The organism is Vallitalea guaymasensis, from assembly GCF_018141425.1.
Lineage (GTDB): Bacteria > Bacillota > Clostridia > Lachnospirales > Vallitaleaceae > Vallitalea > Vallitalea guaymasensis.
In genome coordinates, this window is record NZ_CP058561.1 from 1454042 (window position 1) to 1477661 (window position 23620).

Sequence of the window (23620 nt, forward strand, 5' to 3'; positions counted from 1 at the left end):
TCCTGCCTCTTTAATTAGTATTTATAATGGCTTCATCAATAACTTCATTCATGCTGGTCACATAAATGACTTCTAGTCCTTTTGTAATTTCTTTATCCACTTCAGACATATTTTTCATATTATCTTTTGGTATTAAGACTTTTTTAATACCTGCTCTTTTGGCTGCTAAGAGTTTTTCTTTTAGACCACCGATAGGTAGTACACGTCCCCTAAGGGTTATTTCTCCTGTCATAGCAACATCATTTTTAACAGGTTTGTTAGTAAGAGCTGATATCATAGCAGTTGCCATTGTAATACCTGCTGAAGGTCCATCTTTTGGTACAGCTCCTTCTGGAATATGAATATGGATATCAATGTTTTTATAAAAATCTTCATTAATCTCTAATTCTTTTGTCTTGGATCTAATGTAACTGATTCCTGCCCTAGCAGATTCCTTCATTACATCTCCTAGTTGACCAGTCAATTCAAACTTACCTGTACCTTTCATAGTATTAACTTCTATTGAAAGGGTATCTCCACCAACAGCGGTCCAAGCTAGGCCTCTAACAACACCTACTTGAGATTTGTCAGCTATCCTATCAAAAGTATATAATGGAATTCCCAGATACTTTTCAATATTTTGCTCTGTAATTTTTATTGATGGCTTATTGTTAACCAATACTTCTTTGGCAGCTTTTCTACATATTTCGCCGATTCTTCGTTCTAAGTTTCTGACTCCAGCTTCTTTTGTATAGCTGCTTATAAGAGTTTTTAGTGCATTTTTACTTATTGATAATTGACCTTCTTTTAGACCATGTTTCTCCATTTGTTTCATAATAAGATGTCTAACTGCTATATGCATCTTTTCATTCGCTGTGTAACTTGTGACTTCAATTAGTTCTAACCTGTCTAATAGTGGTCTAGGTATAGTTTGTACAGAGTTTGCTGTCGCTATAAACAATACATCTGACAAATCAACTGGTAATTGTATATAATGGTCTCTAAACTTATTATTTTGTTCTGAGTCAAGCACTTCTAATAATGCAGATGATGGATCTCCTCTAAAATCAGAGCTCATCTTATCAATTTCATCAAATAACATCAATGCGTTACTTGAACCTGATTGTTTTAATCCATTAACGATACGTCCTGGCATTGCCCCTATATATGTTTTTCTATGTCCACGTATTTCGGCTTCATCTCTTACTCCACCTAGTGATATTCTGACATAATTTCTATTCAAAGCTTTTGCTATTGACTTGGCTATGGACGTTTTCCCTGTACCAGGTGGTCCTACCAAACATAAGATAGGGCTATCTGTTTTAGCTGATAACTTTCTGACCGCTAGATGTTCAAGTATTCTTTCTTTTACTTTTTCAAGTCCGTAATGATCCTTATTTAATATATCTTCAGCTTTAGTAATATTCTTTGATTCTTTTGTTTTTTTATTCCAAGGTAATTCCAGCAAACATTCAATATAATTTCTCACAACTACACCTTCTGAAGAACCATTAGGTATTTTTTTCATTCTATCGATTTCTTTTTCTACCTTTTCTTTTACTTCTTTAGGGGCTTTCAGTTTTTTTAGCTGTTCTTTATATTTTTCTACTTCTTCACCCAGACCATATTTATCGCCGAGTTCATTTTGTATCACTTTGAGTTGTTCTCTTAAGTAGTACTCTTTTTGATTTTTATCTATTTTTTGTTTTACTTGGATTTGGATATCTTTTTTTATTTTACTTAGTTTTATTTCACTCTTTAGAATTGATATAGTCATCTTCAACCTTTGAGCTGGATTAATCTCTCCTAGTATTTTCTGCTTATCTTCAAGTGAAATATTTATATTGGAAGCAATACTGTCTGCCAACTTACCAATATTCCTTATTCCCAACATATTTTTTATGGTCTCTATAGAATACTGTGGGTTCACTTTTGAATATTCTTCTAGACATTCAAATGTTATTCTAAGAAGAGCTTCTTTTTCTTCTTCACTAATTTCAGTTTTTGTTTTATCTATTTTTTCCACTTCAGTCATTATAAAAGGTTCTTCTGAAATAATATTCTTGATTTCTCCACGGTCCAATCCTTCTACTAATACTCTTATTATATTTCCTGGCAGCTTGATCAATTGCTTGATCTTAGAAATGGTCCCAAACTTATATAAATTGTCTACTAATGGTTCTTCTTCCTTTGCATCCTTTTGAGCTACTAGAAAAACTAACTGTTCATTGGTCATAGCTTCTTCCAAAGCATTAACTGATTTTTTTCTGTTCACATCAAAATGTATAATCATATCAGGTAATACATTAATGCCTCTAAGGGCTAATAAAGGAAGTTTTATTGTCGTTTCTTCCATATTTATGTAACCTCACTCCTTAAAGTATTTTTATCACATGAAATTCTTAGTTTTAATAAAAATCCCCCTACTAGGCAGGGGGTATTTATGTTAGGAAACAGGTCCTAAGCAGTTTCATTTTCATTTTTGCGTTTTGTTCTCTTTTTAGCTACGGGCTTTTTTAGTGACTGTATATTTTCATTAATGACTAATTTCGGTTTTTCATCACCCTCAATTACATCTTTTGTAATGACACATTTCTCAATCTTATCATTTGAAGGTATCTCAAACATTACATCAGTCATGATTTCTTCTATTATTGCTCTAAGCCCTCTTGCCCCTGTTTTTCTATCAAGAGATTTTTTTGCTATTGATATCAGGGCATCATCATCAAATTCTAACTCCACACTATCCATATCAAATAATGTTTTATATTGTTTAACTAGAGAATTTTTAGGTTTTACAAGTATATCAACTAGAGCTTCTTCTGTTAAGTTATTAAGTGTAACATTAACAGGTATACGACCTACAAATTCTGGTATAAGTCCAAATTTAATCAAGTCCTGTGGTAATAGTTCTTTTAACACATGACCTATTTGCTGATTCTTGATACTCTCTACTGTTGCCCCAAATCCCATGGATTTTTCGCCAATACGTTTTTGAATTGTTTTTTCTAAACCATCAAATGCACCAGCACAAATAAATAGAATATTAGTTGTATCTATTTGAATAAATTCCTGATGTGGATGCTTTCTTCCACCTTGTGGAGGAACAGAAGCAATAGTACCTTCTAAAATCTTTAATAGTGCCTGTTGAACACCCTCACCACTTACATCTCTTGTTATAGATGGATTATCGGATTTTCTAGCTATCTTGTCAATCTCATCAATATATATAATACCTTGTTCAGCCTTTTCAATGTCAAAATCTGCTGCCTGAATAAGACGTAGTAATATGTTTTCAACATCTTCGCCAACATAACCTGCTTCAGTTAAAGAAGTAGCATCTGCAATTGCAAAAGGTACGCCTAACATTTTAGCTAATGTTTGAGCCATGTATGTTTTACCTGAACCCGTAGGTCCAACCATGAGTATATTACTCTTTTTAAGTTCTACATCCTCATTCTTAAAATCACTTCTTATTCTTTTATAATGATTATACACAGCAACTGCTAATGTTTTCTTAGCATCTTCTTGACCAATAACATAATCATCTAGAAATGTCTTTATCTCAAGAGGCTTCGGTATATTTTCAAGATCTTGTGCTTCTTTGTAATCTTGGAATTCTTCTTCTATGATTTCTGCACATAATTCAATACATTCGTCACAAATATAGACGTTAGGTCCTGCGATAAGCTTTCTTACTTGATCTTGAGCTTTGTGACAGAATGAACATCTAAGTTGTTTCTTGTCTTCATATTTATTAGCCACTGCTTCACCTACTTTCGGCTATCTTTTTTCAAACACTTTGTCAATAAGACCATATTCTTTAGCAGCTTCAGCTGTTAAGAAGTTATCTCTATCAGTATCTTTCTCTATAACCTCTAATGGCTGACCAGTCTTTTCACTTAAAATTTTATTAAGTTTCTCTCTAATCTCGATTATTCTATCTGCATGTATCTTGATATCAACAGCTTGCCCTTGGATTCCTCCAAGTGGTTGATGTATCATTATTTCTGCGTTAGGTAAAGCATATCTTTTCCCTTTCGCTCCACCAGCAAGTAAAAATGATCCCATACTAGCAGCCATACCAATACATATTGTTGATACATCTGGTTTAATGTATTGCATAGTATCATATATAGCCATTCCTGCAGTAATTGATCCTCCTGGACTATTTATATATAAATGAATGTCTTTTTCTGGGTCTTCAGCTTCTAGAAATAATAACTGTGCCACAATTACACTTGCAGCTGCATCAGTAACTTCCTCTCCTAAGAAAATGATTCTTTCTTTTAAGAGTCTGGAAAAAATATCATATGATCTTTCTCCTCTGCTGGTTTGCTCTATGACGTAAGGTACTAAACTCATATTATTTACCTCCTCTACCTTTTATCTTACGCAAATGATATACTTATTATTACACTTCTTTAGCTTGCTCAGCAATAAAATCAAGTGCTTTACGATTTTTGATATCATCTTGAATAGATTCTTTTTCTTCTTCACCAATAGTCTCTGCTATTTTGTCATATTCCATATTGTATGCTTCTGCCATTTTTTGTAGTTCTTCTTTTAATTCGTCTTCTGAAACTTCAATATTTTCAGCTTTAGCGATAGCTTCTAATACTAATCTAGATTTGATTCTCTTTTCAGCATCAGTCTTCATAGTTTCTTTTAATGTTGCCATGTTCTGACCTGTGAATCCAAAATATTGCTCTAGTGATAAACCTTGATATTGAAGTCTTGTAGCAAAATCATTAGTCATATTTTCTGCTTGTAAGTCAATCATAGGATCTGCTATTTCCATTGTAGCAGTTTCTATAACTTTTTCTAAGACATCTTCTTGTTTTTTACTTTTAGCTGTATTTTCTTTTTGCTCTAAGAGTTTTGCCTTAATGTCTTCTTTATATTCATCAAGAGTGTCAAATTCGGATACGTCTTTTGCGAATTCGTCATCTACTTCTGGTAATTCTTTGAATTTGATTTCATTAACTTTAACTTTGAATAATGCTTCTTTTCCTTGTAAATCTTCTTGTTGATAATCTTCTGGGAAAGTAACATTAACTTCTATATCTTCACCAATAGTCTTTCCAATTAATTGTTCTTCAAATGTATCAATGAAAGAATGTGAACCTATAGTTAATGAATAATTTTCAGCTTTGCCACCTTCAAATGCTTCTCCATCTACAAAACCTTCAAAATCAATCATAACTTGATCGTTGTCTTGAACAGCTCTATCAGTTACATCAACTAATCTTGAATTCTTGTCTCTTACTTTTTCAATTTCACCTGTAATATCTTCATCAGTTACTTCTATATTACTCTTTTCAACTTCTATATTTTTATATTCTCCTAAAGTCACTTCAGGTTTAACAGCAACTTCGGCAGTAAAAATCATTGATTTTCCTTTTTCTACTTGTTGTACGTCAACTTCTGGTCTTGAAACAACCTCTAATTTATTCTCTTCTATAGCTTTATCATATGCTTCTGGAATTATGTAGTTGACAGCATCCTCATAAAAAATTTCTGCTCCATAAGTCTTTTCAATTAATTGTCTAGGTACTTTACCTTTTCTGAATCCTGGAACAGTAATCTTACTCTTATTCTTATTATATGCATGCTTCATGCCTTCTTCAAAGCGATCTGCATCGACTTCAATGGTTAGTTTAACCATGCTTTTCTCTAGTGTTTCTACATTTACGTTCATTTTAAAATTGTTCCTCCTTAATTTATATAGTAGGAAAGTCATTTCTTCCCTTTTTTATTATCTTTGAAGATGAAGTGTGCTTTTCTCATATTATTATCATTCTATATAAAAGGGCATAGCTATTCCTATTTAACCATTTGTATATTATACCATAGTGATTCTGATAAATCTACACATTTTTACTATTATCTTAATTTACTAATTAAGACTTTTACCATAAATGCTGCTGTAAAGATTCATTAATGTTAGATTAATCTGTCACATTAATTAAGTATGGTTTTTTCTAGAAGTTTTTATACATATTTTTCGAAATAAAAAAATCCCAGAAATACAATCTCTAGGATTTTAATATGATTTAATTATCGTTGTTAAGTGATTAATAAGAACCACCTGATGACATTGATTGCTCTTGTTTTTCGATCATTCTCTTAACCATTTCTCCACCTACTGAACCAGCTTGTGCAGAAGTTAAATCTCCATTATAACCTTGTTTCAAGTTAACGTTAAGCTCGTTAGCTATTTCATACTTAAATTTGTTAAGTGCATCTGTTGCTTGCTTGTTGTATGCCATTTAAAATCACCTCCGTAATCATAGTATTAACCATAATCATTTTTTTACTATGGTATTTGTAACCAGTAAAAAACCATTTATTACATATGATTTTGTATGCATAATAAGTTATAATCTACTTAGATAAAATTTTATAATAATTACTTACTATAGTATTTACACTTTTGCAAAAAAAGTGTTTTAGTAATTTTTCCAGGAGGTTTTTAAATGGCTACATATCTTGATTATTATAACAATCATCTTTCTCCTAAACTACAAAAAATAGACTTATTTTTAAAAACTGAGGAAAAGGATGTTATTGATATGGATGTTGTCTCTGAACTATTAGATATCTCAAATCATGAGATAAAAAAAATTATGAGAAATAATGATATTGATAGTATAACAAAACATTCTTTTATTATGATTATGTTTTATGGAAGTAGCGACATATGCAAATTGTTTTCTAGAGAAGTAAAACAAAAAGTCCCTAATTCTTATAGTCCTTTGGATATTTCATATATTTATCAATTGCCTTATGAGAGTGTTATACAAGCTGCTGAAGAAGCAAGTATTGAAAATATTACAACCAAAAATATTAATAAATTATTTTCGTACATATATGTTTAGAATAAAAAAAATTATATTTTAATAGGATATATATTTTCCTAATTAAAATATAATTTTTTTAGTTTATTGACTTTTATCTTATATTATAAAAAATTTATTATAGCAAGACGTAAAATAAGACTACATAGTCAAATATCTATGTAGTCTTATTTTTGTTCTATCTATACAGTGCGTCCCACTTTTCTATTTCTTTTTCATTACCATAAATGAAGTGACCTGGGTCAACCTCAATCCATTCTGGTTGGTGAGCTGAGTAATCATGCTCTTTTTCTGGAACATAAGCATGACGTCTTCTAGTTCTCTCAGTAATAGGGTCTGGTAGTGGAATAGCTGATAACAATGATCTTGTATATGGATGTAAAGGTTTCTCAAATAATTGTTTACTTGTTGTAAGCTCCATTATTTTACCTTTATACATAACTGCTATTCTATCACTGATATATTTAACCATTGATAAGTCATGGGCAATAAACAAATATGTTAATCCTCTTTTTTGTTTTAATTCATTCATCAAGTTTACAACTTGTGCTTGAATTGAAACGTCAAGTGCAGATATAGGTTCATCAGCTATTATGAACTTTGGTTCAACAGCCATAGCTCTAGCTATACCTATTCTTTGTCTTTGACCACCTGAGAATTCATGAGGATAACGGTCAGCATGTTGTTCATTGAGTCCAACTATATTTAACATTTCTACAATTTTTTGGTGTCTCTCTTCTTTGTTTTTAGCTAATTTATGAATATCTATACCTTCAGCAATAATGTCCTCAACCTTCATACGTGGGTTAAGACATGCCATTGGGTCTTGGAAAATCATTTGCATGTTTCTATTAACATTGGCAACTACTTTTTTAGGAACCTTACCGTCAATTCTGTCACCTTCCATGAAAATCTTTCCACTTGTTGGATTATATAATCTAATCATAGTTCTACCTGTTGTAGACTTACCTGATCCAGATTCTCCAACTAATCCAAATGTTTCACCTTTATAGATCTTAAATGAAATATCATCAACAGCTTTAACAACACTTTTTCTACCAAGCTTAAAATACTGTTTTAAATTTTGTAATTCAACTAATACTTCCTTTTCACTCATTTAGCTATTCACCTCTTTCAAACGCTCTCTACGTTTAATAATAACATCTGGTGGTGTTACTTCAGGGGCGTTCTCATGTAACAGCCAAGTAGCAGCTTTATGAGTTTTTGATATTTCAAACATTGGTGGCTGTTCTTCAAAATCTACATCCATAGCAAATTTATTTCTTATTGCAAATGCATCACCTACAGGTGGCTTAATCAAGTTAGGAGGTGTACCTGGTATAGCATATAATTCACCTTCTGTTTCAAGATCAGGCATTGAACCTATTAACCCCCATGTATATGGATGTCTTGGATCATAGAATACTTCATCACTTGTTCCGACCTCAACCATTTTACCAGCATACATAACTGCAACACGATCAGCGACATTTGCTACTACACCTAAATCGTGAGTTATGAATATAACTGAAGCACCAATCTTTTGTTGTAGATCTTTAACTAAATCTAAAATCTGAGCTTGAATAGTAACATCAAGTGCAGTAGTAGGTTCATCTGCTATTAGGATAGTAGGCTCACAAGCTAATGCAATAGCTATAACTATTCTCTGTCTCATTCCACCTGAAAATTGATGAGGGTATTGTTTCATTCTAGATCTTGGCTCTGGAATTCCTACCATATCAATTAATTTTACAGCTTTTTCAAAAGCTTCTTTCTTAGAAACTTTTTGGTGAAGTCTTATAACTTCCATAATTTGTTTACCAATTGTCATGGTTGGATCCAAAGATGTCATTGGATCTTGAAAAATCATAGCCATTTTATTCCCTCTTACAGAATGGAGCTGTGCCTCTTTCATTTTAGTAACATCATGACCTTCAAATAAGATATGACCATTTTTATAGTATCCATTATCTGCTAATAATCCCATTACACCTTTAACTGTTACTGATTTACCTGAGCCCGATTCTCCTACTATGGCTAATGTTTCACCTTTGAATAAGTCAAAAGAGATTCCTCTTACAGCCTGCACATCCCCAGCATGAGTTCTGAAAGAGATTTCTAAATCTTTGACTTCTAATATTTTTTCTTTATTCATCTTCTTTCTCCCTTCTATCTCATACGTGGATCTAGTGCATCTCTTAATCCGTTAGCTAATAAATTAATAGCTAACATTAATATTGACATTACTGTTGCTGGTATCAACAGCATACTTGGTATTGTTTTGAAAGAGTGATATCCCTCATTAACTAATATACCAAGTGATGACATTGGTATAGGTAATCCTAACCCAATAAATGTTAAAAATGCCTCATAGAATATAGCTCCAGGAATAGAAAATGTAGCCATAACTAATATTTGACCTATAATATTAGGGAAAAGATGTTTTCTCATTAATCTTCTCTTAGATGCTCCTAAAGTTCTAGATGCTAATATAAATTCTTGTTCTCTTAATTTTAGAATTTGAGATCTTACAACCCTTGCAACACCAATCCAACCAGTTAAACTCATTGCTAATATAAGTATTATTAATCTGATTGTGGTTGTTCCTTGATGACCGGGCAAAATACCATCAATAAAATCTCCTATCGTACCACTTATACTCAAAAATATAATCATTAAAACTAAGCTAGGAATACTACCTAATATTTCGGTAATACGCATCATGATTGTATCCACTTTAGTTCCACCATAAAATCCAGCTATAGTTCCATATAAAATACCTAATGTAAAATCAACTATCAATGAAGCTAATGCTATAATTAATGATACCCTAACACCAATCCATAATCTAGTCCATTGGTCTAGAGCCAATTTATCAGTTCCAAACCAAAAGTATAGATTCTTAATGCCTTGGATAGCATAGAAATCAGCATTTATCTTAAGCATTTCAACACCATATTCATCAATTGTTGAACTTAATAATTTAAAGGTACCAGGTTTATATCTTGAATATTCGCTTATTAAGTCTTCGTAAGGTAACTCAAGTACTTCGTCTGTGGATACTACCTTGATCTTAGCTGTAATAACCCCTTCATCATTTTCATATATTTTTTCAAAATTAATATTGAAAGGATGGTACGGAATATTTAATTTCTCTATTAATTTTTTACGATTCATGGGTTTTTTTAATTCATCAAATTCATCAGTCTTAGGTAATTCACCTACAATTAAATCAAAAGTAGCCACAACGATATTAGAATGACCATCAAATATACCTAATTTTTCTAAGCCAGGAATTCTAGGAGGTACATAAGATATATCCTTTTTGGAAATCTCTTCCCCTTTCTCATTAAGAAGTATTGGGGCAGAATCATATTCAAATACTGTTCCATCTGTATTTTTTTGATTTATAGGGCTTATAGGACCAAAAATTGCAAGTATAATCAATATTATTATTGAATAGAATCCTATCATAGCGCCTTTATTCTTTTTAATTCTTCTTCTAGCATCTTTCCAAAATGAAACACTTTCAGTATTCATTTTATCTACATTAGTAAAATCATGTTCAGCTAACTTAAATTTCTCTTTTGATAATGCCATCCTATACTCCACCTCCTTTTAGTCTGATTCTTGGATCTATAACACCATATAATAAATCGACTATCAGAATTACTGTTACTAATAAAAAGCTATATACTAAGTTAACACCTAATATTAAAAAATAATCATTAGTAAAAGATGCATTTACCATTAATTTCCCTAATCCAGGAACACCAAAGAATTGTTCTACAACAACTGAACCAGTCAATATACTAACAGCCATAGGTCCTAAAATAGTTACTACTGGTATTAAAGCATTTCTAAGCGCATGTCTGAATATTACTTTTGGTTTACTTAAGCCTTTTGCTCGAGCAAGTAGTATGTAATCGCTGCTTAAAACTTCTACTAATTCAGAACGCATATATCTCATTGTTGACGAGATAACAAATAAGCCTAATGAAAACGCTGGTAATATAGATGAATAGATTGAATCCCAAAAAGATACATTACGCATAACATCTACTGGTTTATATATATATGGAAACCATCCTAATTTTGCACATAGAAAATATTGTAAAAATGCTGCCATTACAAAACTTGGAATCGATACCCCTATAACAGCTAAAATTGTAACTAAATTATCCCAAATGGAGTTCTTATATATTGCAGCAATAGAACCAAGAAAAATCCCAACAATAACACCAAAAATTAGAGCTATTGTTCCAATTTTTACAGTATGAGGTAATTTCATAGTTATTAATTTTAGAACTGGCTGGTCTTGCAATTTAAATGAATTTCCTAAATCACGTTCAAATACTACTTGTTTTAAATATCTAAAATATTGTACATACGCTGGATCATCAAGCCCATATTTTTCCTTCATAAGTTGTTGTTGAACTTCCGTTATCTTAGGATTATCAAATGGGGTACCAGGCATAAGTCTTAATAAAAAGAAATTTATCGTTAATACAATAAATAAAGTTAAGACTATTAAAGCGATTCTTTCAATGACATAGCGAATCATAATTAACCTCCAATCAATTAATACTTTAACGAACTAAAATAATATATAACACAAATTTTGGCAGGATCACCTGCCAAAATTTTATAATATATTTAGTTAATTATAGTGTCTTATTCTGCTATTTTAACCCATTTATAAATATAGTCTGCACCAAATTTTTGTAATACTAAATCTTTAATTTTAGGATTTCTAAGACCTAAACCACTACGTTGATAGATTGGAATAATTACTTGTTCATCTTCAAGTAATATTTTTTCTAATTCTACCAATTTTTCAAAACGATCTTTTGTTTTAGAAGGAGCAGTTAACTCACCAGATCTACATGCATCAATACCTTCATCATAAGTTGGATTAGAATATTTACCTCTGTTATATTCTCCTCCAGTAATCCACATGTCCATGAAAGTCATTGGGTCTGGATAGTCAGGACCCCATCCTCCCCAGTTCATAGAGAAGTCACCTTCTGTAGTTCTTCTAAGCTTCTCTGAGAATGGAAGTACTAGTAATTCTACTGTTGTATTTGGTAAATTCTTTTCTATTTCATCTTTGATATGTGTTCCTACTTGTTTACTTTCATCACCATCAAAGATAATACATTCAATATTTACTTTGTCAACTTTAAGTTCATCTAAAACTTGTGTCCATATTTCTTTTGCTTTTTCTGGATTATATTTATTATATCCTTCTCCGCCACCATATAAATCTTCTGCTACTTGACGGAAATCTTTACCATCATGTTCTTTACTAGATACAAAATCTTTTGGAACAAAGAAATCTGCTGGTAATGAACCATTTTTGAATATAACGTCTGTAATATATGTTTTATCAAAAGCCATATTTAATGCTTTTCTTGCTCTAACATCTCTTAATACTTTTTTAGTTGGAGTTAATGCACCATTGTTAACATTAACTTCTGCATAGAATATAACTGTTTCTGGAAGTTCAACTGCATCTGGTCTATTACCATATCTTTCAACATTCTCACCAGATAATGTTGTAGTATCTAGTTCACCATCTAAATACATTTGAACTCGTGTATCGTTATTAATTCCTTCAATTACACGGAAATCCAATGCATCTAATTCAACATTAGCAACATCCCAATATATAGGATTTTTTTCTAAGTAATGTCTTTCAGATGTTTTCCACTCTTTGAAAATGAATGCTCCATTATATAAAAGAGCGTCTACTGATTTACCATATTTTTCTTTTCCAGTTTCATTATAATATTTTTCGCTTGCTGGGAAGAATGAAGCGAAACACATTAAGTCAATGAAATATGGAACTGGATTAGATAATTCAACTTTTAGAGTATAATCATCTTCAGCTGTTACAGCTAAGTTTTTAGCTAATTCAGCAAGCTCAGCTTTTGCTTCATCTAAAGAACCATAGTTTTCTTCAAAGAATTTCTTTTCTTCTGCTAATTTTGCTTCTAATTCTTTCTTAGCTTCATCAAATTGCTCTTGAGCAGTTGCGTTTTCAGTATCTTTATAAGCATCAACTTTAAGAGCTTTTAAATTCTTTTCTTCTCTTTCAAAGTTAACTATTTTATTTTGTAGCAAGAAAGCTTCTTTACCGTTCTTGATTGAAGCTGTCGCAAGCATATTAGCATATTGACATGCTTCTGCTGGATCTAATAACTTTTTCCAAGCGAATACAAAATCGTTTGCAGTTACTTCTCCATAAGGTTCTCCATTTATATCAGCCCATTGAACACCTTTACGTAAATGGAAAGTATATGTAAGTCCATCTTCTGAAACATCATATGATTCAGCCATTTCTGGTTTAGCTGTACCATCAGTACCTAATACATATAGACCACTAATTACATTTCCTAATACTTGAAAAGATACAGTATCAGTTGCTTGCCATGTAATTAATGATGGAATGTTAGAAGTTGAAATCAAATTAAGTACTTTTTTATCTTCTGAAGTATCTTTGTCTCCATCTTGATCTTTATCTTGATCTCCATTGTCAGTTACTGTCTTATCGTCGTCACTTGGCGTCGTTTTATCCTTATCTTTGTTGCCACATGCTGCTAGTGAAAATGTCATTGTCAACACTAGTAGTAAAGCTAATAATTTCTTCATAAAAATCCTCCTTTAAAATTGTTGTTATCCCACCCTAGATATTATTTTTTTATGTATCCTTTTAGTCGGGTTTTGATAATTTTGCGTTACTCTGTGACCAGTAAAACAAGATTATACTTAAATAATTATATATCATATTTTATCCTTTGTAAAGGTTTTGATAATAGGTTAATATGCTAATACTTTGCCATATCATAGCGTTTTTGCATTAAATTACATGCGATATTTTGTAGGTTTATAGCTATTTTTGTTCTTTCTAAAATAATAATAAATTATAATATCGAATCGTGTATGCTGAATAATGATGAAATTAAAATCTATGTATGTTGAAAATAAATATATTATGATATAATATTTATATTCTTATTGAGTAACATAAATAACATATAAATAGAAATTATAAGTTTAATCAACGGAGGACTATTATGAAAAAAAATGTTAAAAAAATTATTATTTATATATTGATTGCTATTATTGCCAGCTTATTACTTGCCGTTTTTGATAAAAGATTAACAACCCATTCAATAACTCTATTTCATATTTTTTTAGAGAAACTATTTTTGGTTAATCTACTTATCTTTATTATTACCGGAATCGTATTCATTGATGATCAAGGCACTTTCAATGTTTTTAAATACTCTACTAAACATTATAGAGCATCCGTTTCAAAAAAATACAAATATCGTCTACAGCAAGAATACGCATTAAAATCTAAACAGGAAATAAAAGAGTTTTTAAAAGAAAAATATCTCTACGCACCAAAGAAGCATAGTTCAACCACTACATTTTTCTATTGCAGTATTATAATGTTGATAATCTATATACTATTTATAGGCTTATAGCATGTAATAAATTATAAATGCACAAAAACTATTATATATCTTAATAATTGATAGAATACCATTTTAAATAGAAAGGATCAGATTAGCTTCATGGAAATAGAAAAAAAGTATCTCATTAACCTACCCTTAGACAAAATAACAAAATACCCACATATTAATATAGAACAAGGTTACATCTGTACCAATCCTGTCATCAGAATTAGAAAAACTGATGAATCTTACTATGTAACCTATAAATCCTCTGGTTTAATGATAAGACAAGAATTTGAAGATAAAATCTCAATGGAGCAATATAATACTTTAAAATCCAAAGTAGATCATAATATAATAAGTAAAAAAAGATATTATATTCCTCTTGATAAATCATTGACTGTAGAACTTGACATTTTTAATGATAAATTAGAAGGATTAATCATGGCAGAAGTGGAATTTGATAGCGAAGAGTCAGCAAACAGTTTTATCCCGCCTAGTTGGTTTGTGAAAGAAGTAACATTTGATACTAGATTTCATAATAGTAACTTATGCAAAGAAGAAAACATTCGTTTTTTGGATACTCAATTATAATCATATTTAATTAATGAAGAAAAATTTTATACTCATGTTCATTGCATATATATTTATATTAATATGATATATATGCATACAAGCAAAAAGCACTTGGATACCAAGTGCTTTTATCAATGCGGATGAAGGGAGTCGAACCCCCACGCCGTTAGGCGCTAGATCCTAAGTCTAGTGCGTCTGCCAATTCCGCCACATCCGCGCATTGTGTAAATTACCTATACAATAATATAACAATTATTTAATTATGTCAAGTAATTTTTTTATTTTTTTCTTACTTTTTTTGTAAGCCATGAGCCACCTGGGATTCGAACCCAGGACACCTGGATTAAGAGTCCAGTGCTCTAGCCAACTGAGCTAGTAGCCCAAAACTGGGTAGGCAGGATTCGAACCTACGCATACTAGAGTCAAAGTCTAGTGCCTTACCGCTTGGCGACTACCCATTAATATTATAGGGTGAGTAATGGGATTCGAACCCACGGCCTCAAGAGCCACAATCTTGCGCTCTAACCAACTGAGCTATACCCACCATATATTTAGCAACTTATATTTAATTGCCTAGCGTGCCTGCAGGGATTCGAACCCCGGACACGTGGCTTAGAAGGCCACTGCTCTATCCTACTGAGCTACAGGCACATCACAAGTTCAATGCCTTGTCTGTAATCATTTCTAATTACAAAGCGGGTGATGGGAATCGAACCCACGTATCCAGCTTGGAAGGCTGGTGTTCTACCATTGAACTACACCCGCATAAGGTATCGGGGTGACAGGATTCGAACCTGCGGCCTCTTGAACCCAAATCAAGCGCTCTAGCCAAGCTGAGCCACACCCCGTTGCTTATGATATTTGCTGTCCTTTTTCGAACGCAAGAGTTATTATACACACGCTTCAAACAAATGTCAATAGTTTTTTTGTTTTTTTTCCATTTTTTTTATTGTAATATGGAATTTACCGTTATTTTCTATCTCTAATATACCGAAACTACAACCTTTACCATCTCTTGGCAATGAAATACTGCCAGGATTAATAATTGTAATATCATCTATATTCTCTACTAATGATACATGTGTATGTCCAAATAGCACAAGATCTACCTTTTTCTGTTTAGCAGCCTTTAATATAGTATCATACTCCCATTTAACATCATAGTAATGTCCATGAGTAATAAATATTTTCAAGCCATAAAAATCAAGTATTTTTTCTCTAGGTGCATAAGAATTAAAATCACAATTACCAGGCACAAAATCTATAGGTACATTAGAAATTATCTCTAGTTCTTCAACATCTCTCTCATAATCACCCAAATGAATTATTCTATCTATATCTTTTGTATCTTTAATTACTTTTATTACATTTCTCAAATTTCCATGTGTATCACTAATTACAAGTATCTTCATATATTCTCTCCGTTTTATGACTCTAACTATTTCTTCATATTAAATACAACTACTTACAGCCGTTTCTATGGCTTTCCATCTTAGCCTTCATACTTCTTAAAGCCTTACCCCTATGACTTATCTTGTTTTTTGATTCATTATCCATTTCAGCTGTTGTACATGAATATTCTGGTACATAAAAAATAGGATCATAACCAAATCCATTACTCCCTCTCTCTTCATGGATAATAATCCCTTCTACAGTACCTCTAGTAGTTAAAACTTCACCATCAGGAAATACCGCGGCAATAGCACACACAAACCTTGCAGTCCTATCTTTCTCCTCTACACCTTCCAACTTATCAATAATCATCTTATTCTTAATCCTATAAGAAGTATCCTCTCCACCAAATCTAGCAGAATAAATACCAGGAGCCTTATCAAGATAATCTACCTCAAGTCCCGAATCATCAGCCATAACAATACAATCAGCAATCTTCATAACTTCTTTAGCCTTGATAATTGCATTCTCCAAGAAAGTAGAACCATCCTCAACTATATCTATATCTATTCCTGCATCCTCCATAGATATAACCTCATAATTAGTATCCTCCATAATCATATTTATCTCTTTTATCTTTCCCCTATTCTTAGTAGCAAAAATAATCTTTTCCTTCATCAACACGTCTCCTCTTATCTTCAGTAATAATCTATTAAATCACCAGTAAAATCTAATTAATAATATTATAGAATATATCTATTCTACCACCGTAGCCACTAGAGCTGTGTAATAGTTGATTTTTACGCAGACCGTCTGCTCCTCAAGGTAAGGCAAGTAAAAATCAACTATTACACACTCCTCTACCCACACGTTAGCCAACTAATAATTAATCCTCCAATACCTCTTTTTGCAACTTAATAAGCTCCTCTACTCCTTTTTCACCCAAATCCAATAACTTATTCAACTGTTCCCTAGTAAAAGGAGATTCTTCACCTGTACCCTGCACTTCAATAAATTCTCCTTTATCAGTTATAACAACATTCATATCAACTTTCGCATGACTGTCCTCTGCATAACATAAATCCAATAATTCCTCATCATCAACTATTCCAACGCTGATAGCAGCCACATAAGAAGAAATAGGCATCTTATCTATCAGTCCATCATTCAAAAGCTTTTTACAGGCTAACACTAGCGCTACAAAAGCACCTGTTATAGAAGCAGTCCTTGTCCCACCATCAGCTTGAATAACATCACAATCCAAAGTTATTGTTCTTTCTCCAAGAGCCTTATAATCTACTACAGACCTAAGCGCTCTACCAATCAATCTCTGAATCTCTACTGAACGGTTATTCTTTTTTAATCTGCTGATATCTCTGGTATTTCTATCAAGAGTAGCTCTAGGCAACATAGAATACTCAGCAGTCACCCAACCTTCTCCCGAATCCTTTTTAAAAGGAGGAACTCTATCTTCTACCGAAGCATTACATATTACTTTTGTTTCTCCCATTTCTATTAATACTGAACCCTCAGGATATTTAATAAAATCCTTTGTAATCTTAACTTCTCTAAGCTCATCCTTTTGTCTTCCATCAATTCTGCTCAATTGTATTCATCCTTTCTTCCCATTCATCTCTTGTATATTCTTTTATACTTGTTCCTTCATTAAGAACTTCTCGGTCACCCTCTATAAAAAGTGAAAATTCTTCTATATCATTAATAGAAAAGACTGTTGCTAGAATCTGATCCACCATAGAGATTTCCCTAGCAGTACCACCATAATTAAGTATATCTTCTGATACCTCAATTTCTAGCGAACCATTAATAAACAAAATATTAGTGATTTTCACTTCCTCTGGTATAAATGAATAATGACCTTCATTATTGTCAAACAAGTATTGTAATGTATATCTTATGTTTTCTTCTACATTTTTATTATTTTTTAAATCAATTTCCTCACTAGTCAATATTCCTTCATCTTGTTTTTCAAATTCATAATAAAATATATTACTCTTCATAGAAACCGTATTAATAACCAAACCCATAGTTATCAATGATACTACAAAAGCATTTATAACACTATACATAATCTTCCCCCTCTTATTTGTAAATATTTGGTAATTATATTTTATACCTAATTAGTGAAAGCTACAACAGTGTTTTTTTGTAATATTGTGGATCTTATTGTAAGTAGAATATATTTGTAGGGAACAATCATGTAATTGTTCCCTAGATAAATGTCTATCTTCCAGTTGGATATTTTTTGAAAGCTTCTAGTATTGCTTTGTATATTGCATTAGCTGTATTCTTCTTAAAAGTTTCACTTTTCAATTTTGCAACATCAGTAGGATTGGATAAGAAGGCTACTTCTATTAAAACAGCAGGCATATCAGTATTTCTAAGTACAAATAGATTACCTGATTTGATACCTCTATCTTTCGTTCCTACCGCACTTACAATTGCTTTTTGGAATATTTCTGCAAGTTTTATTGATGTCATACCCGGCTTACTTGATGGTGCTAAATAATATACTTCTGTTCCATGAGCACTTGAAGTATACCAGTTGTTATGTACACTAATGAAAAAGTCTGCGTCTACATCATTAGCTAAATCAGTCCTATCACCTAATGTAGGGTATGAATCATCAAGTCTTGTATAATATACTTTGATATCTTTTTCTTTGTCTAGATATTCTTTTAAGTATAAGACAATATCAAAGTTTAGCTCTTTTTCCACTAATCCATTATCTGATGCACCAGGGTCTTTTCCTCCATGTCCTGGGTCTATCACTATAACCTTGGAATATAATTCTTTTGGCTTGAATGCTTTAATATATATATTATCTTTATCCTCAGTTATTCTATAGTCATATACGCTATTCTCATCAATAGTTAATACTGTATTACCTTTATCATTTGTAATATCAACTGAGTTAATAATACCGTCATTAATTCTTATTGTACCGCTACCAAATAACTCTCTATAATCACCAGGTAACTGAATTATGTATTTTCTATTTGTGTAGTCATCTGTACATTTAATATTTGATAAATTAATTTCTTTACCATCCTTTTGAAGTACTATAGTAGGATTGTCATAATTAATATATTTTATATTATCATAAGATGGTTCAATTAGCTGAATAATAGTAGCGGAGCCACTTTCTTCTGATATTGTATAATCTGCTTGTCCATCTGTCTCGATTACAATTCTAGTTGTTGTCTCATCAAATTGCGCAGTCCTGATTTCTTTTACATATTGCCCTTCTGCTGTTGAAGATCTAGTACTAAGAAGAGATTCTGTATTAGGTAAATCAAAAACTATTCTATCAGGATTACTTAATCTGAATGGTTTTACATCAGGAGCTTTAACTCCTAAAATCTTAATATAGTCACCTTTGTCATTTTGCCCAAGGTGTATACCATAGATTGAATTATTTTGAACTTCAATATTTATTTTTTTCCTATCTTCTGATAGATAAACATTGAATTTATATCCTTCACCTTTTAAATCAAATACGATTCTTGTTATCGTATCTGCAAATTGACTGGAGCGAACTCCTGTTATTATAGGATTATCATCAAATGTCTTTTCATATTTGTCCATATCCCATTTTGAATTATCTACATCAATGATTAATCTGTTTTTCCAATAAGATTTCTTAACATCTGTAATGGGGCTTGACGCTTCTATAACAAATTTTTTATTAACTTTGTCACTTTCATACTCTATAGATTTGACCTTTGTAGTTGGGCATAATTTTCTGGCGATAGTTGTTTCTGTATATCTATCATTTATTTTTGATAGCACATCATCGTCAACCATCCATACTACAGGATTATTTTTCAACGCAGTTGGTAATTCATTCTTAGCTCCACCAGATTCCAAACTATCTAATAATTCATCTTCATTATCGTTATCATTATTTGAGTTCTGGTCTTCACTAGACTCAGAATCTTCACCTGTTTCATTATCCTTATTATCCTCTACATCAGTTTGGTCATTTTCTGACTGATCATTTTCTGACTGGTCATCTTCCCCTGATTGTTCATCTGTATCATCTTGACCTTGTTGGTTACTTTTTTTGGTCATTTCAGCACTATATTCTTTTCCATTCCAGTTAACTTCATATCCAAAAGTCTCTACAATGAATCTAATAGGTACCATGGTTTTCCATTTCTTAGTATTTACATTTTGTATCAGCTTGGCTGGTACATCCAACATAACCTCTTTATTATTAACTATGGCTTTCTTTTCGTTAATTTTAAGTACAATAAACTTATCTTCATAAGATATGTAAGCTTCTTGCTTTGGTCCGTTCCAATCTACTTTAGCTCCTATTTGTTCCGATTCACATACTTCCCTTACTGGTACTAATGTTCTTCCTACTTTCTCACCGTTTACATCTTCTGTTATTACGATAGCAGGCATTTCCCCAGTTTCAATAACTTTTCCATCAACTACAAGTTTTACAAATCTATTTTTATACTTATAAATTTGTCCATCATATTTAATAAAAAATTTTCCGTTATTAGTGGTTTCTGCACTTGCATTAACTGAAAATAGATTTAACATTATCGTAATTGTTAATACAGTTGTGATGATTTTCCGTATCATGACTCTCCCCCTTGTTTTTTGCTTATTAACTTCCCATCATTTAGTAAATATCTAAGTTCTACAAAATTATAACAAAAAAAACTATATTAAAAAAGATACTATTGCATTATGTAATACAATCGTAATATTTTGGGTTTTTATGTAATATTTTCGTAATAACCCTGTTATTGTAAATATGCATCTTGGGAATATAAATAAACATAACAAATAAGCTTACTACTATCTTTACATAGATAATAAACTCGACAAATTGCTTTCCATTATTTTTTTATCTACTAATTTCCTGGGAAATATGTCATAACTTAGAATATGATATCACTTAAATATTCGATTTATGTATGGTAACAAGTAATTAACTGTAAAACCAATAAGTATACCCGTAATAATACCAGAAACAGCTAGAATAGGGAAATACGCTGCTGCTACATTAATGCTTTCAGTAGTTATAGCTACCACTATGAGTTGTCCGATATTATGAGATACCGCTCCAATAATGCTTATACCAGCAATACTTACTTTATCTTTACTATAATGTATAAGTAAAAACATCACTATCAAGCTAAGTATACCTCCTGATAAGCTATACCATATTGTTATAAATGAACCCGTAAAAAAACTATTTAAAGTCACCCTTAGAACTACTAATAGAAAAGCTTCTTTGAAACACAAAAAATATAGACTTGTCAAAGTAATAATATTAGCCAACCCTAATTTTACTCCTGGAAAAGGCACTACTGGTACAAATGTTCTCTCAAGATATCCTAATACCAAAGCAAAAGCTATTAACATAGAAATGAATACCATTTTCTGCACTTTACTAAGATTTTTGATTTTACTCTGATATAGCATCTAATCCATCCTCCACATCTCCAACAATTTCCACATAAACCTTATGAGGAAGGCAAACAATGGTACTACCAACTTTATTAATAAAACCCGTTCTGACACAGACATGATCTGGGCAATTAGCTTCAAGCATCTCCACACCATTATCATGCACCTTTATAATATTATAACTATCTTCTCTTTCAATCTTAATCTCTTTCTCATCACTCAACTGAACTCGTTCATACAATTCCCCTTCAACTTTTATCTCCACATACAACTTATTTACATCCATCTTACTGATTCTATATTGATTAAAAAGATAAAATACTCCAGCTACTATTAGTACTCCAATAATAATTTTCACGTCATTTCTCTTCATTAATAATGTTCCTTTCAGTTTTAATAATAATATATATAATTCTATAATTATTAATTACTATATCAAGTATAAATATATTAATTTATTGTATCATATTAGCATATATCAATCAAAACAAACTCTTCTTAGTTTCTTCATTTCTTATAAAGAATATCTATCATAGCCATTAATGATGCTTTTTAGAAGAAAAAGTGTTTTGTGTTTTCATTGAAGGGGACTATAAGCAAAATAGTATATGTATATGTGGAGTAGTGAGGCAGGACGCCGAACCCAGCAGTTTACTCAGGACGAGTAATTCGCTGGCGTAACATATACATATACTATTTTGCAAAAGCCACGTCAGAACAAAACACTTTTTCTGACTTACATACACTATAACCAAAAAAAGCCATATAACAAGGTAATTTAAATTCATTACCACATTATATAGCCTCTAATATACTTCCAACTTTTAAATATACTATATTAACCGTCTAACATATATTTAACAAACATTCTATAAGTTAAATCTATTATTACAAGCTATTAATAAAACCAACTATATCATCATAAACTACCGAATTATTAGTTTCATTAATTATTTCATGTCTTCCACCTTCATATAATATAACCTTCACATTATATCCCAATGATTTATATGTATCCGTAATCTTTTTAATTCCCTTTCCCATATCACCAACAGGATCATTATCACCAGAAATAAATAATATAGGTAGGTTTTTTGGCGTTTTAAGAATATTACGTTTCTTAGAAATATTTGATAGCCCTTTTAATAGATCCACATAAAATCTTGAAGTACACATAAAACCGCATTTCTCATCATCTACATATTTCTTAACTTGTTGTTCATCCCTGCTTAGCCAGTCATATTCTGTCTTATTAGGCGCAAATTTCTTATTAAAACTACCAAAGCTAAGGTCTGTAAGCAACTTACTTTTATGCCTGTTCCCTTTTGTTAAGCAAATCAATCTTGCTACTCCGATTCCTGCCACTCCCAAGAAACCCTTTGTAGCACTTGTTCCACTTATAACAGCCCCTTTAACCTCATTACCATACTTCTGTATGTAACCACGTGTTATAAGAGACCCCATACTATGACCTAACACAAAAATATCAGTATTCTTATTTTCTCTTTTTATATGCTCTGTTACCTTATATGCTTCATCTATAACATTATTCCAACCTTCCTTGTCATTGAAAAAGCCTATATCTTCTTCTACATCCAGACTCTGTCCATGCCCTCTATGGTCATGAGCATATACACCATAACCATTATCCGTAAGGAACTTGGCAAAATCTCTATACCTTAAACAATGTTCTGCCATTCCATGATTTATCTGAACAACACCATTAATTTTTTCATTGTTTTCTGGCATCCAACTAGCTACAAAAATCTTATGTCCATCTAATCCGTCAATTTTAAATGTATTCTCTCTCATAAGATCACCTCAAAGATATAATATTAAAACAATAACATATTAATATAATATCATTAATAGCTAGTAAAAGTAAACGTATTATTT

The 23620-nt window shown here is 31.5% G+C and carries 21 protein-coding genes and 7 tRNA genes; 3 read left to right on the forward strand and 25 right to left on the reverse strand.

Features of this window, described 5'->3' with window-relative positions:
- Window positions 1–10: 10 nt before the first annotated feature.
- From lon to HYG85_RS06665, 5 genes are all read right to left on the reverse strand, one after another.
- Complete coding sequence (gene lon, locus HYG85_RS06645; protein ID WP_212692822.1) at window positions 11–2335, reverse strand: endopeptidase La; 2325 nt, start codon at window positions 2333–2335, stop codon at window positions 11–13.
- A gap of 104 nt (window positions 2336–2439) precedes the next feature.
- The gene (gene clpX, locus HYG85_RS06650) at window positions 2440–3744 is read right to left on the reverse strand and encodes an ATP-dependent Clp protease ATP-binding subunit ClpX (RefSeq protein ID WP_212692823.1); all 1305 of its coding nucleotides are present in this window, start codon (window positions 3742–3744) and stop codon (window positions 2440–2442) included.
- 18 nt (window positions 3745–3762) lie between these two features.
- The gene (gene clpP, locus HYG85_RS06655; RefSeq protein WP_113672210.1) at window positions 3763–4344 is read right to left on the reverse strand and encodes an ATP-dependent Clp endopeptidase proteolytic subunit ClpP; all 582 of its coding nucleotides are present in this window, start codon (window positions 4342–4344) and stop codon (window positions 3763–3765) included.
- Between the two features lie 49 nt (window positions 4345–4393).
- The gene (tig, locus tag HYG85_RS06660) at window positions 4394–5680 is read right to left on the reverse strand and encodes a trigger factor (RefSeq protein ID WP_212692824.1); all 1287 of its coding nucleotides are present in this window, start codon (window positions 5678–5680) and stop codon (window positions 4394–4396) included.
- A gap of 376 nt (window positions 5681–6056) precedes the next feature.
- A complete protein-coding gene (locus tag HYG85_RS06665) occupies window positions 6057–6251 on the reverse strand; it encodes an alpha/beta-type small acid-soluble spore protein (RefSeq protein WP_113672212.1) in 195 nt (64 codons plus the stop codon).
- 207 nt (window positions 6252–6458) lie between these two features.
- On the opposite strand from HYG85_RS06665, the gene HYG85_RS06670 reads away from it, so the two are divergent.
- Window positions 6459–6860 (forward strand): hypothetical protein, encoded by a 402-nt coding sequence (locus HYG85_RS06670; RefSeq protein ID WP_113672213.1) that lies wholly within the window; start codon window positions 6459–6461, stop codon window positions 6858–6860.
- Between the two features lie 157 nt (window positions 6861–7017).
- Here HYG85_RS06670 and HYG85_RS06675 read toward each other — a convergent pair whose 3' ends face one another.
- The 5 genes from HYG85_RS06675 to HYG85_RS06695 all read right to left on the reverse strand — a co-directional run bounded on the left by HYG85_RS06675 (window position 7018) and on the right by HYG85_RS06695 (window position 13493).
- Window positions 7018–7956 carry an ABC transporter ATP-binding protein gene (locus tag HYG85_RS06675; protein WP_113672214.1) on the reverse strand — a complete coding sequence of 313 codons (939 nt, stop codon included), beginning with the start codon at window positions 7954–7956 and terminating at the stop codon, window positions 7018–7020.
- Entirely contained in the window at window positions 7957–8994 is a 1038-nt protein-coding gene (locus tag HYG85_RS06680) for an ABC transporter ATP-binding protein (RefSeq protein ID WP_212692825.1), read from the reverse strand. It lies immediately after the preceding gene.
- A 14-nt stretch (window positions 8995–9008) separates the two neighbouring features.
- Window positions 9009–10439, reverse strand: a complete 1431-nt coding sequence (locus tag HYG85_RS06685) for an ABC transporter permease (protein WP_212692826.1) — start codon at window positions 10437–10439, stop codon at window positions 9009–9011.
- 1 nt (window position 10440) lies between these two features.
- The gene (locus HYG85_RS06690; RefSeq protein WP_212692827.1) at window positions 10441–11403 is read right to left on the reverse strand and encodes an ABC transporter permease; all 963 of its coding nucleotides are present in this window, start codon (window positions 11401–11403) and stop codon (window positions 10441–10443) included.
- A gap of 110 nt (window positions 11404–11513) precedes the next feature.
- Window positions 11514–13493, reverse strand: a complete 1980-nt coding sequence (locus tag HYG85_RS06695; protein WP_212692828.1) for a peptide ABC transporter substrate-binding protein — start codon at window positions 13491–13493, stop codon at window positions 11514–11516.
- Window positions 13494–13918: 425 nt separating this feature from the next.
- Between HYG85_RS06695 and HYG85_RS06700 the strand changes: the two genes are divergently transcribed.
- The gene (locus HYG85_RS06700) at window positions 13919–14335 is read left to right on the forward strand and encodes a DUF3899 domain-containing protein (protein WP_212692829.1); all 417 of its coding nucleotides are present in this window, start codon (window positions 13919–13921) and stop codon (window positions 14333–14335) included.
- A gap of 90 nt (window positions 14336–14425) precedes the next feature.
- Window positions 14426–14899, forward strand: a complete 474-nt coding sequence (locus HYG85_RS06705) for a CYTH domain-containing protein (protein ID WP_212692830.1) — start codon at window positions 14426–14428, stop codon at window positions 14897–14899.
- 117 nt (window positions 14900–15016) lie between these two features.
- Here HYG85_RS06705 and HYG85_RS06710 read toward each other — a convergent pair.
- The 15 genes from HYG85_RS06710 to HYG85_RS06780 form a co-directional block, all read right to left on the reverse strand.
- A tRNA-Leu gene (locus tag HYG85_RS06710) sits at window positions 15017–15098 on the reverse strand.
- A gap of 91 nt (window positions 15099–15189) precedes the next feature.
- Window positions 15190–15263, reverse strand: a tRNA-Lys gene (locus tag HYG85_RS06715).
- A 4-nt stretch (window positions 15264–15267) separates the two neighbouring features.
- A tRNA-Gln gene (locus HYG85_RS06720) sits at window positions 15268–15339 on the reverse strand.
- Window positions 15340–15351: 12 nt separating this feature from the next.
- Window positions 15352–15425: transfer RNA gene (locus HYG85_RS06725), tRNA-His, on the reverse strand.
- Window positions 15426–15458: 33 nt separating this feature from the next.
- Window positions 15459–15532: transfer RNA gene (locus HYG85_RS06730), tRNA-Arg, on the reverse strand.
- A gap of 43 nt (window positions 15533–15575) precedes the next feature.
- Window positions 15576–15646 (reverse strand) — tRNA-Gly (locus tag HYG85_RS06735).
- A gap of 8 nt (window positions 15647–15654) precedes the next feature.
- Window positions 15655–15729, reverse strand: a tRNA-Pro gene (locus HYG85_RS06740).
- Window positions 15730–15795: 66 nt separating this feature from the next.
- Window positions 15796–16293 carry a metallophosphoesterase family protein gene (locus HYG85_RS06745; protein WP_113672221.1) on the reverse strand — a complete coding sequence of 166 codons (498 nt, stop codon included), beginning with the start codon at window positions 16291–16293 and terminating at the stop codon, window positions 15796–15798.
- Between the two features lie 49 nt (window positions 16294–16342).
- Complete coding sequence (locus HYG85_RS06750; RefSeq protein ID WP_212692831.1) at window positions 16343–16951, reverse strand: XTP/dITP diphosphatase; 609 nt, start codon at window positions 16949–16951, stop codon at window positions 16343–16345.
- Window positions 16952–17159: 208 nt separating this feature from the next.
- Entirely contained in the window at window positions 17160–17879 is a 720-nt protein-coding gene (gene rph, locus HYG85_RS06755) for a ribonuclease PH (RefSeq protein WP_212692832.1), read from the reverse strand.
- A complete protein-coding gene (locus HYG85_RS06760; RefSeq protein WP_212692833.1) occupies window positions 17866–18360 on the reverse strand; it encodes a GerMN domain-containing protein in 495 nt (164 codons plus the stop codon). Before HYG85_RS06760 ends, rph begins: the two co-directional genes overlap by 14 nt.
- 154 nt (window positions 18361–18514) lie before the next feature.
- Complete coding sequence (locus HYG85_RS06765; RefSeq protein WP_212692834.1) at window positions 18515–20890, reverse strand: N-acetylmuramoyl-L-alanine amidase; 2376 nt, start codon at window positions 20888–20890, stop codon at window positions 18515–18517.
- Between the two features lie 315 nt (window positions 20891–21205).
- Window positions 21206–21739, reverse strand: a complete 534-nt coding sequence (locus HYG85_RS06770; RefSeq protein ID WP_212692835.1) for a Gx transporter family protein — start codon at window positions 21737–21739, stop codon at window positions 21206–21208.
- Window positions 21723–22097, reverse strand: coding sequence for a NusG domain II-containing protein (locus tag HYG85_RS06775; protein WP_212692836.1), 375 nt, complete (start codon window positions 22095–22097; stop codon window positions 21723–21725). Before HYG85_RS06775 ends, HYG85_RS06770 begins: the two co-directional genes overlap by 17 nt.
- Window positions 22098–22612: 515 nt before the next feature.
- Window positions 22613–23536 carry an alpha/beta hydrolase gene (locus HYG85_RS06780; RefSeq protein ID WP_212692837.1) on the reverse strand — a complete coding sequence of 308 codons (924 nt, stop codon included), beginning with the start codon at window positions 23534–23536 and terminating at the stop codon, window positions 22613–22615.
- Between the last annotated feature and the right edge of the window lie 84 nt (window positions 23537–23620).

Bases quoted from the DNA above. Each gene is read 5' to 3' on its own strand.
- HYG85_RS06695 (WP_212692828.1), bottom strand. From the start codon at position 13,493: ATGAAGAAATTATTAGCTTTACTACTAGTGTTGACAATGACATTTTCA.
- HYG85_RS06690 (WP_212692827.1), bottom strand. From the start codon at position 11,403: ATGATTCGCTATGTCATTGAAAGAATCGCTTTAATAGTCTTAACTTTA.
- HYG85_RS06705 (WP_212692830.1), top strand. From the start codon at position 14,426: ATGGAAATAGAAAAAAAGTATCTCATTAACCTACCCTTAGACAAAATA.
- HYG85_RS06700 (WP_212692829.1), top strand. From the start codon at position 13,919: ATGAAAAAAAATGTTAAAAAAATTATTATTTATATATTGATTGCTATT.
- HYG85_RS06685 (WP_212692826.1), bottom strand. From the start codon at position 10,439: ATGGCATTATCAAAAGAGAAATTTAAGTTAGCTGAACATGATTTTACT.
- HYG85_RS06775 (WP_212692836.1), bottom strand. From the start codon at position 22,097: ATGAAGAGAAATGACGTGAAAATTATTATTGGAGTACTAATAGTAGCT.
- tig (WP_212692824.1), bottom strand. From the start codon at position 5,680: ATGAACGTAAATGTAGAAACACTAGAGAAAAGCATGGTTAAACTAACC.
- lon (WP_212692822.1), bottom strand. From the start codon at position 2,335: ATGGAAGAAACGACAATAAAACTTCCTTTATTAGCCCTTAGAGGCATT.
- HYG85_RS06780 (WP_212692837.1), bottom strand. From the start codon at position 23,536: ATGAGAGAGAATACATTTAAAATTGACGGATTAGATGGACATAAGATT.
- HYG85_RS06745 (WP_113672221.1), bottom strand. From the start codon at position 16,293: ATGAAGATACTTGTAATTAGTGATACACATGGAAATTTGAGAAATGTA.
- HYG85_RS06770 (WP_212692835.1), bottom strand. From the start codon at position 21,739: ATGCTATATCAGAGTAAAATCAAAAATCTTAGTAAAGTGCAGAAAATG.
- HYG85_RS06675 (WP_113672214.1), bottom strand. From the start codon at position 7,956: ATGAGTGAAAAGGAAGTATTAGTTGAATTACAAAATTTAAAACAGTAT.
- clpP (WP_113672210.1), bottom strand. From the start codon at position 4,344: ATGAGTTTAGTACCTTACGTCATAGAGCAAACCAGCAGAGGAGAAAGA.
- HYG85_RS06670 (WP_113672213.1), top strand. From the start codon at position 6,459: ATGGCTACATATCTTGATTATTATAACAATCATCTTTCTCCTAAACTA.
- HYG85_RS06765 (WP_212692834.1), bottom strand. From the start codon at position 20,890: ATGATACGGAAAATCATCACAACTGTATTAACAATTACGATAATGTTA.
- HYG85_RS06680 (WP_212692825.1), bottom strand. From the start codon at position 8,994: ATGAATAAAGAAAAAATATTAGAAGTCAAAGATTTAGAAATCTCTTTC.
- HYG85_RS06760 (WP_212692833.1), bottom strand. From the start codon at position 18,360: ATGTATAGTGTTATAAATGCTTTTGTAGTATCATTGATAACTATGGGT.
- HYG85_RS06750 (WP_212692831.1), bottom strand. From the start codon at position 16,951: ATGAAGGAAAAGATTATTTTTGCTACTAAGAATAGGGGAAAGATAAAA.
- HYG85_RS06665 (WP_113672212.1), bottom strand. From the start codon at position 6,251: ATGGCATACAACAAGCAAGCAACAGATGCACTTAACAAATTTAAGTAT.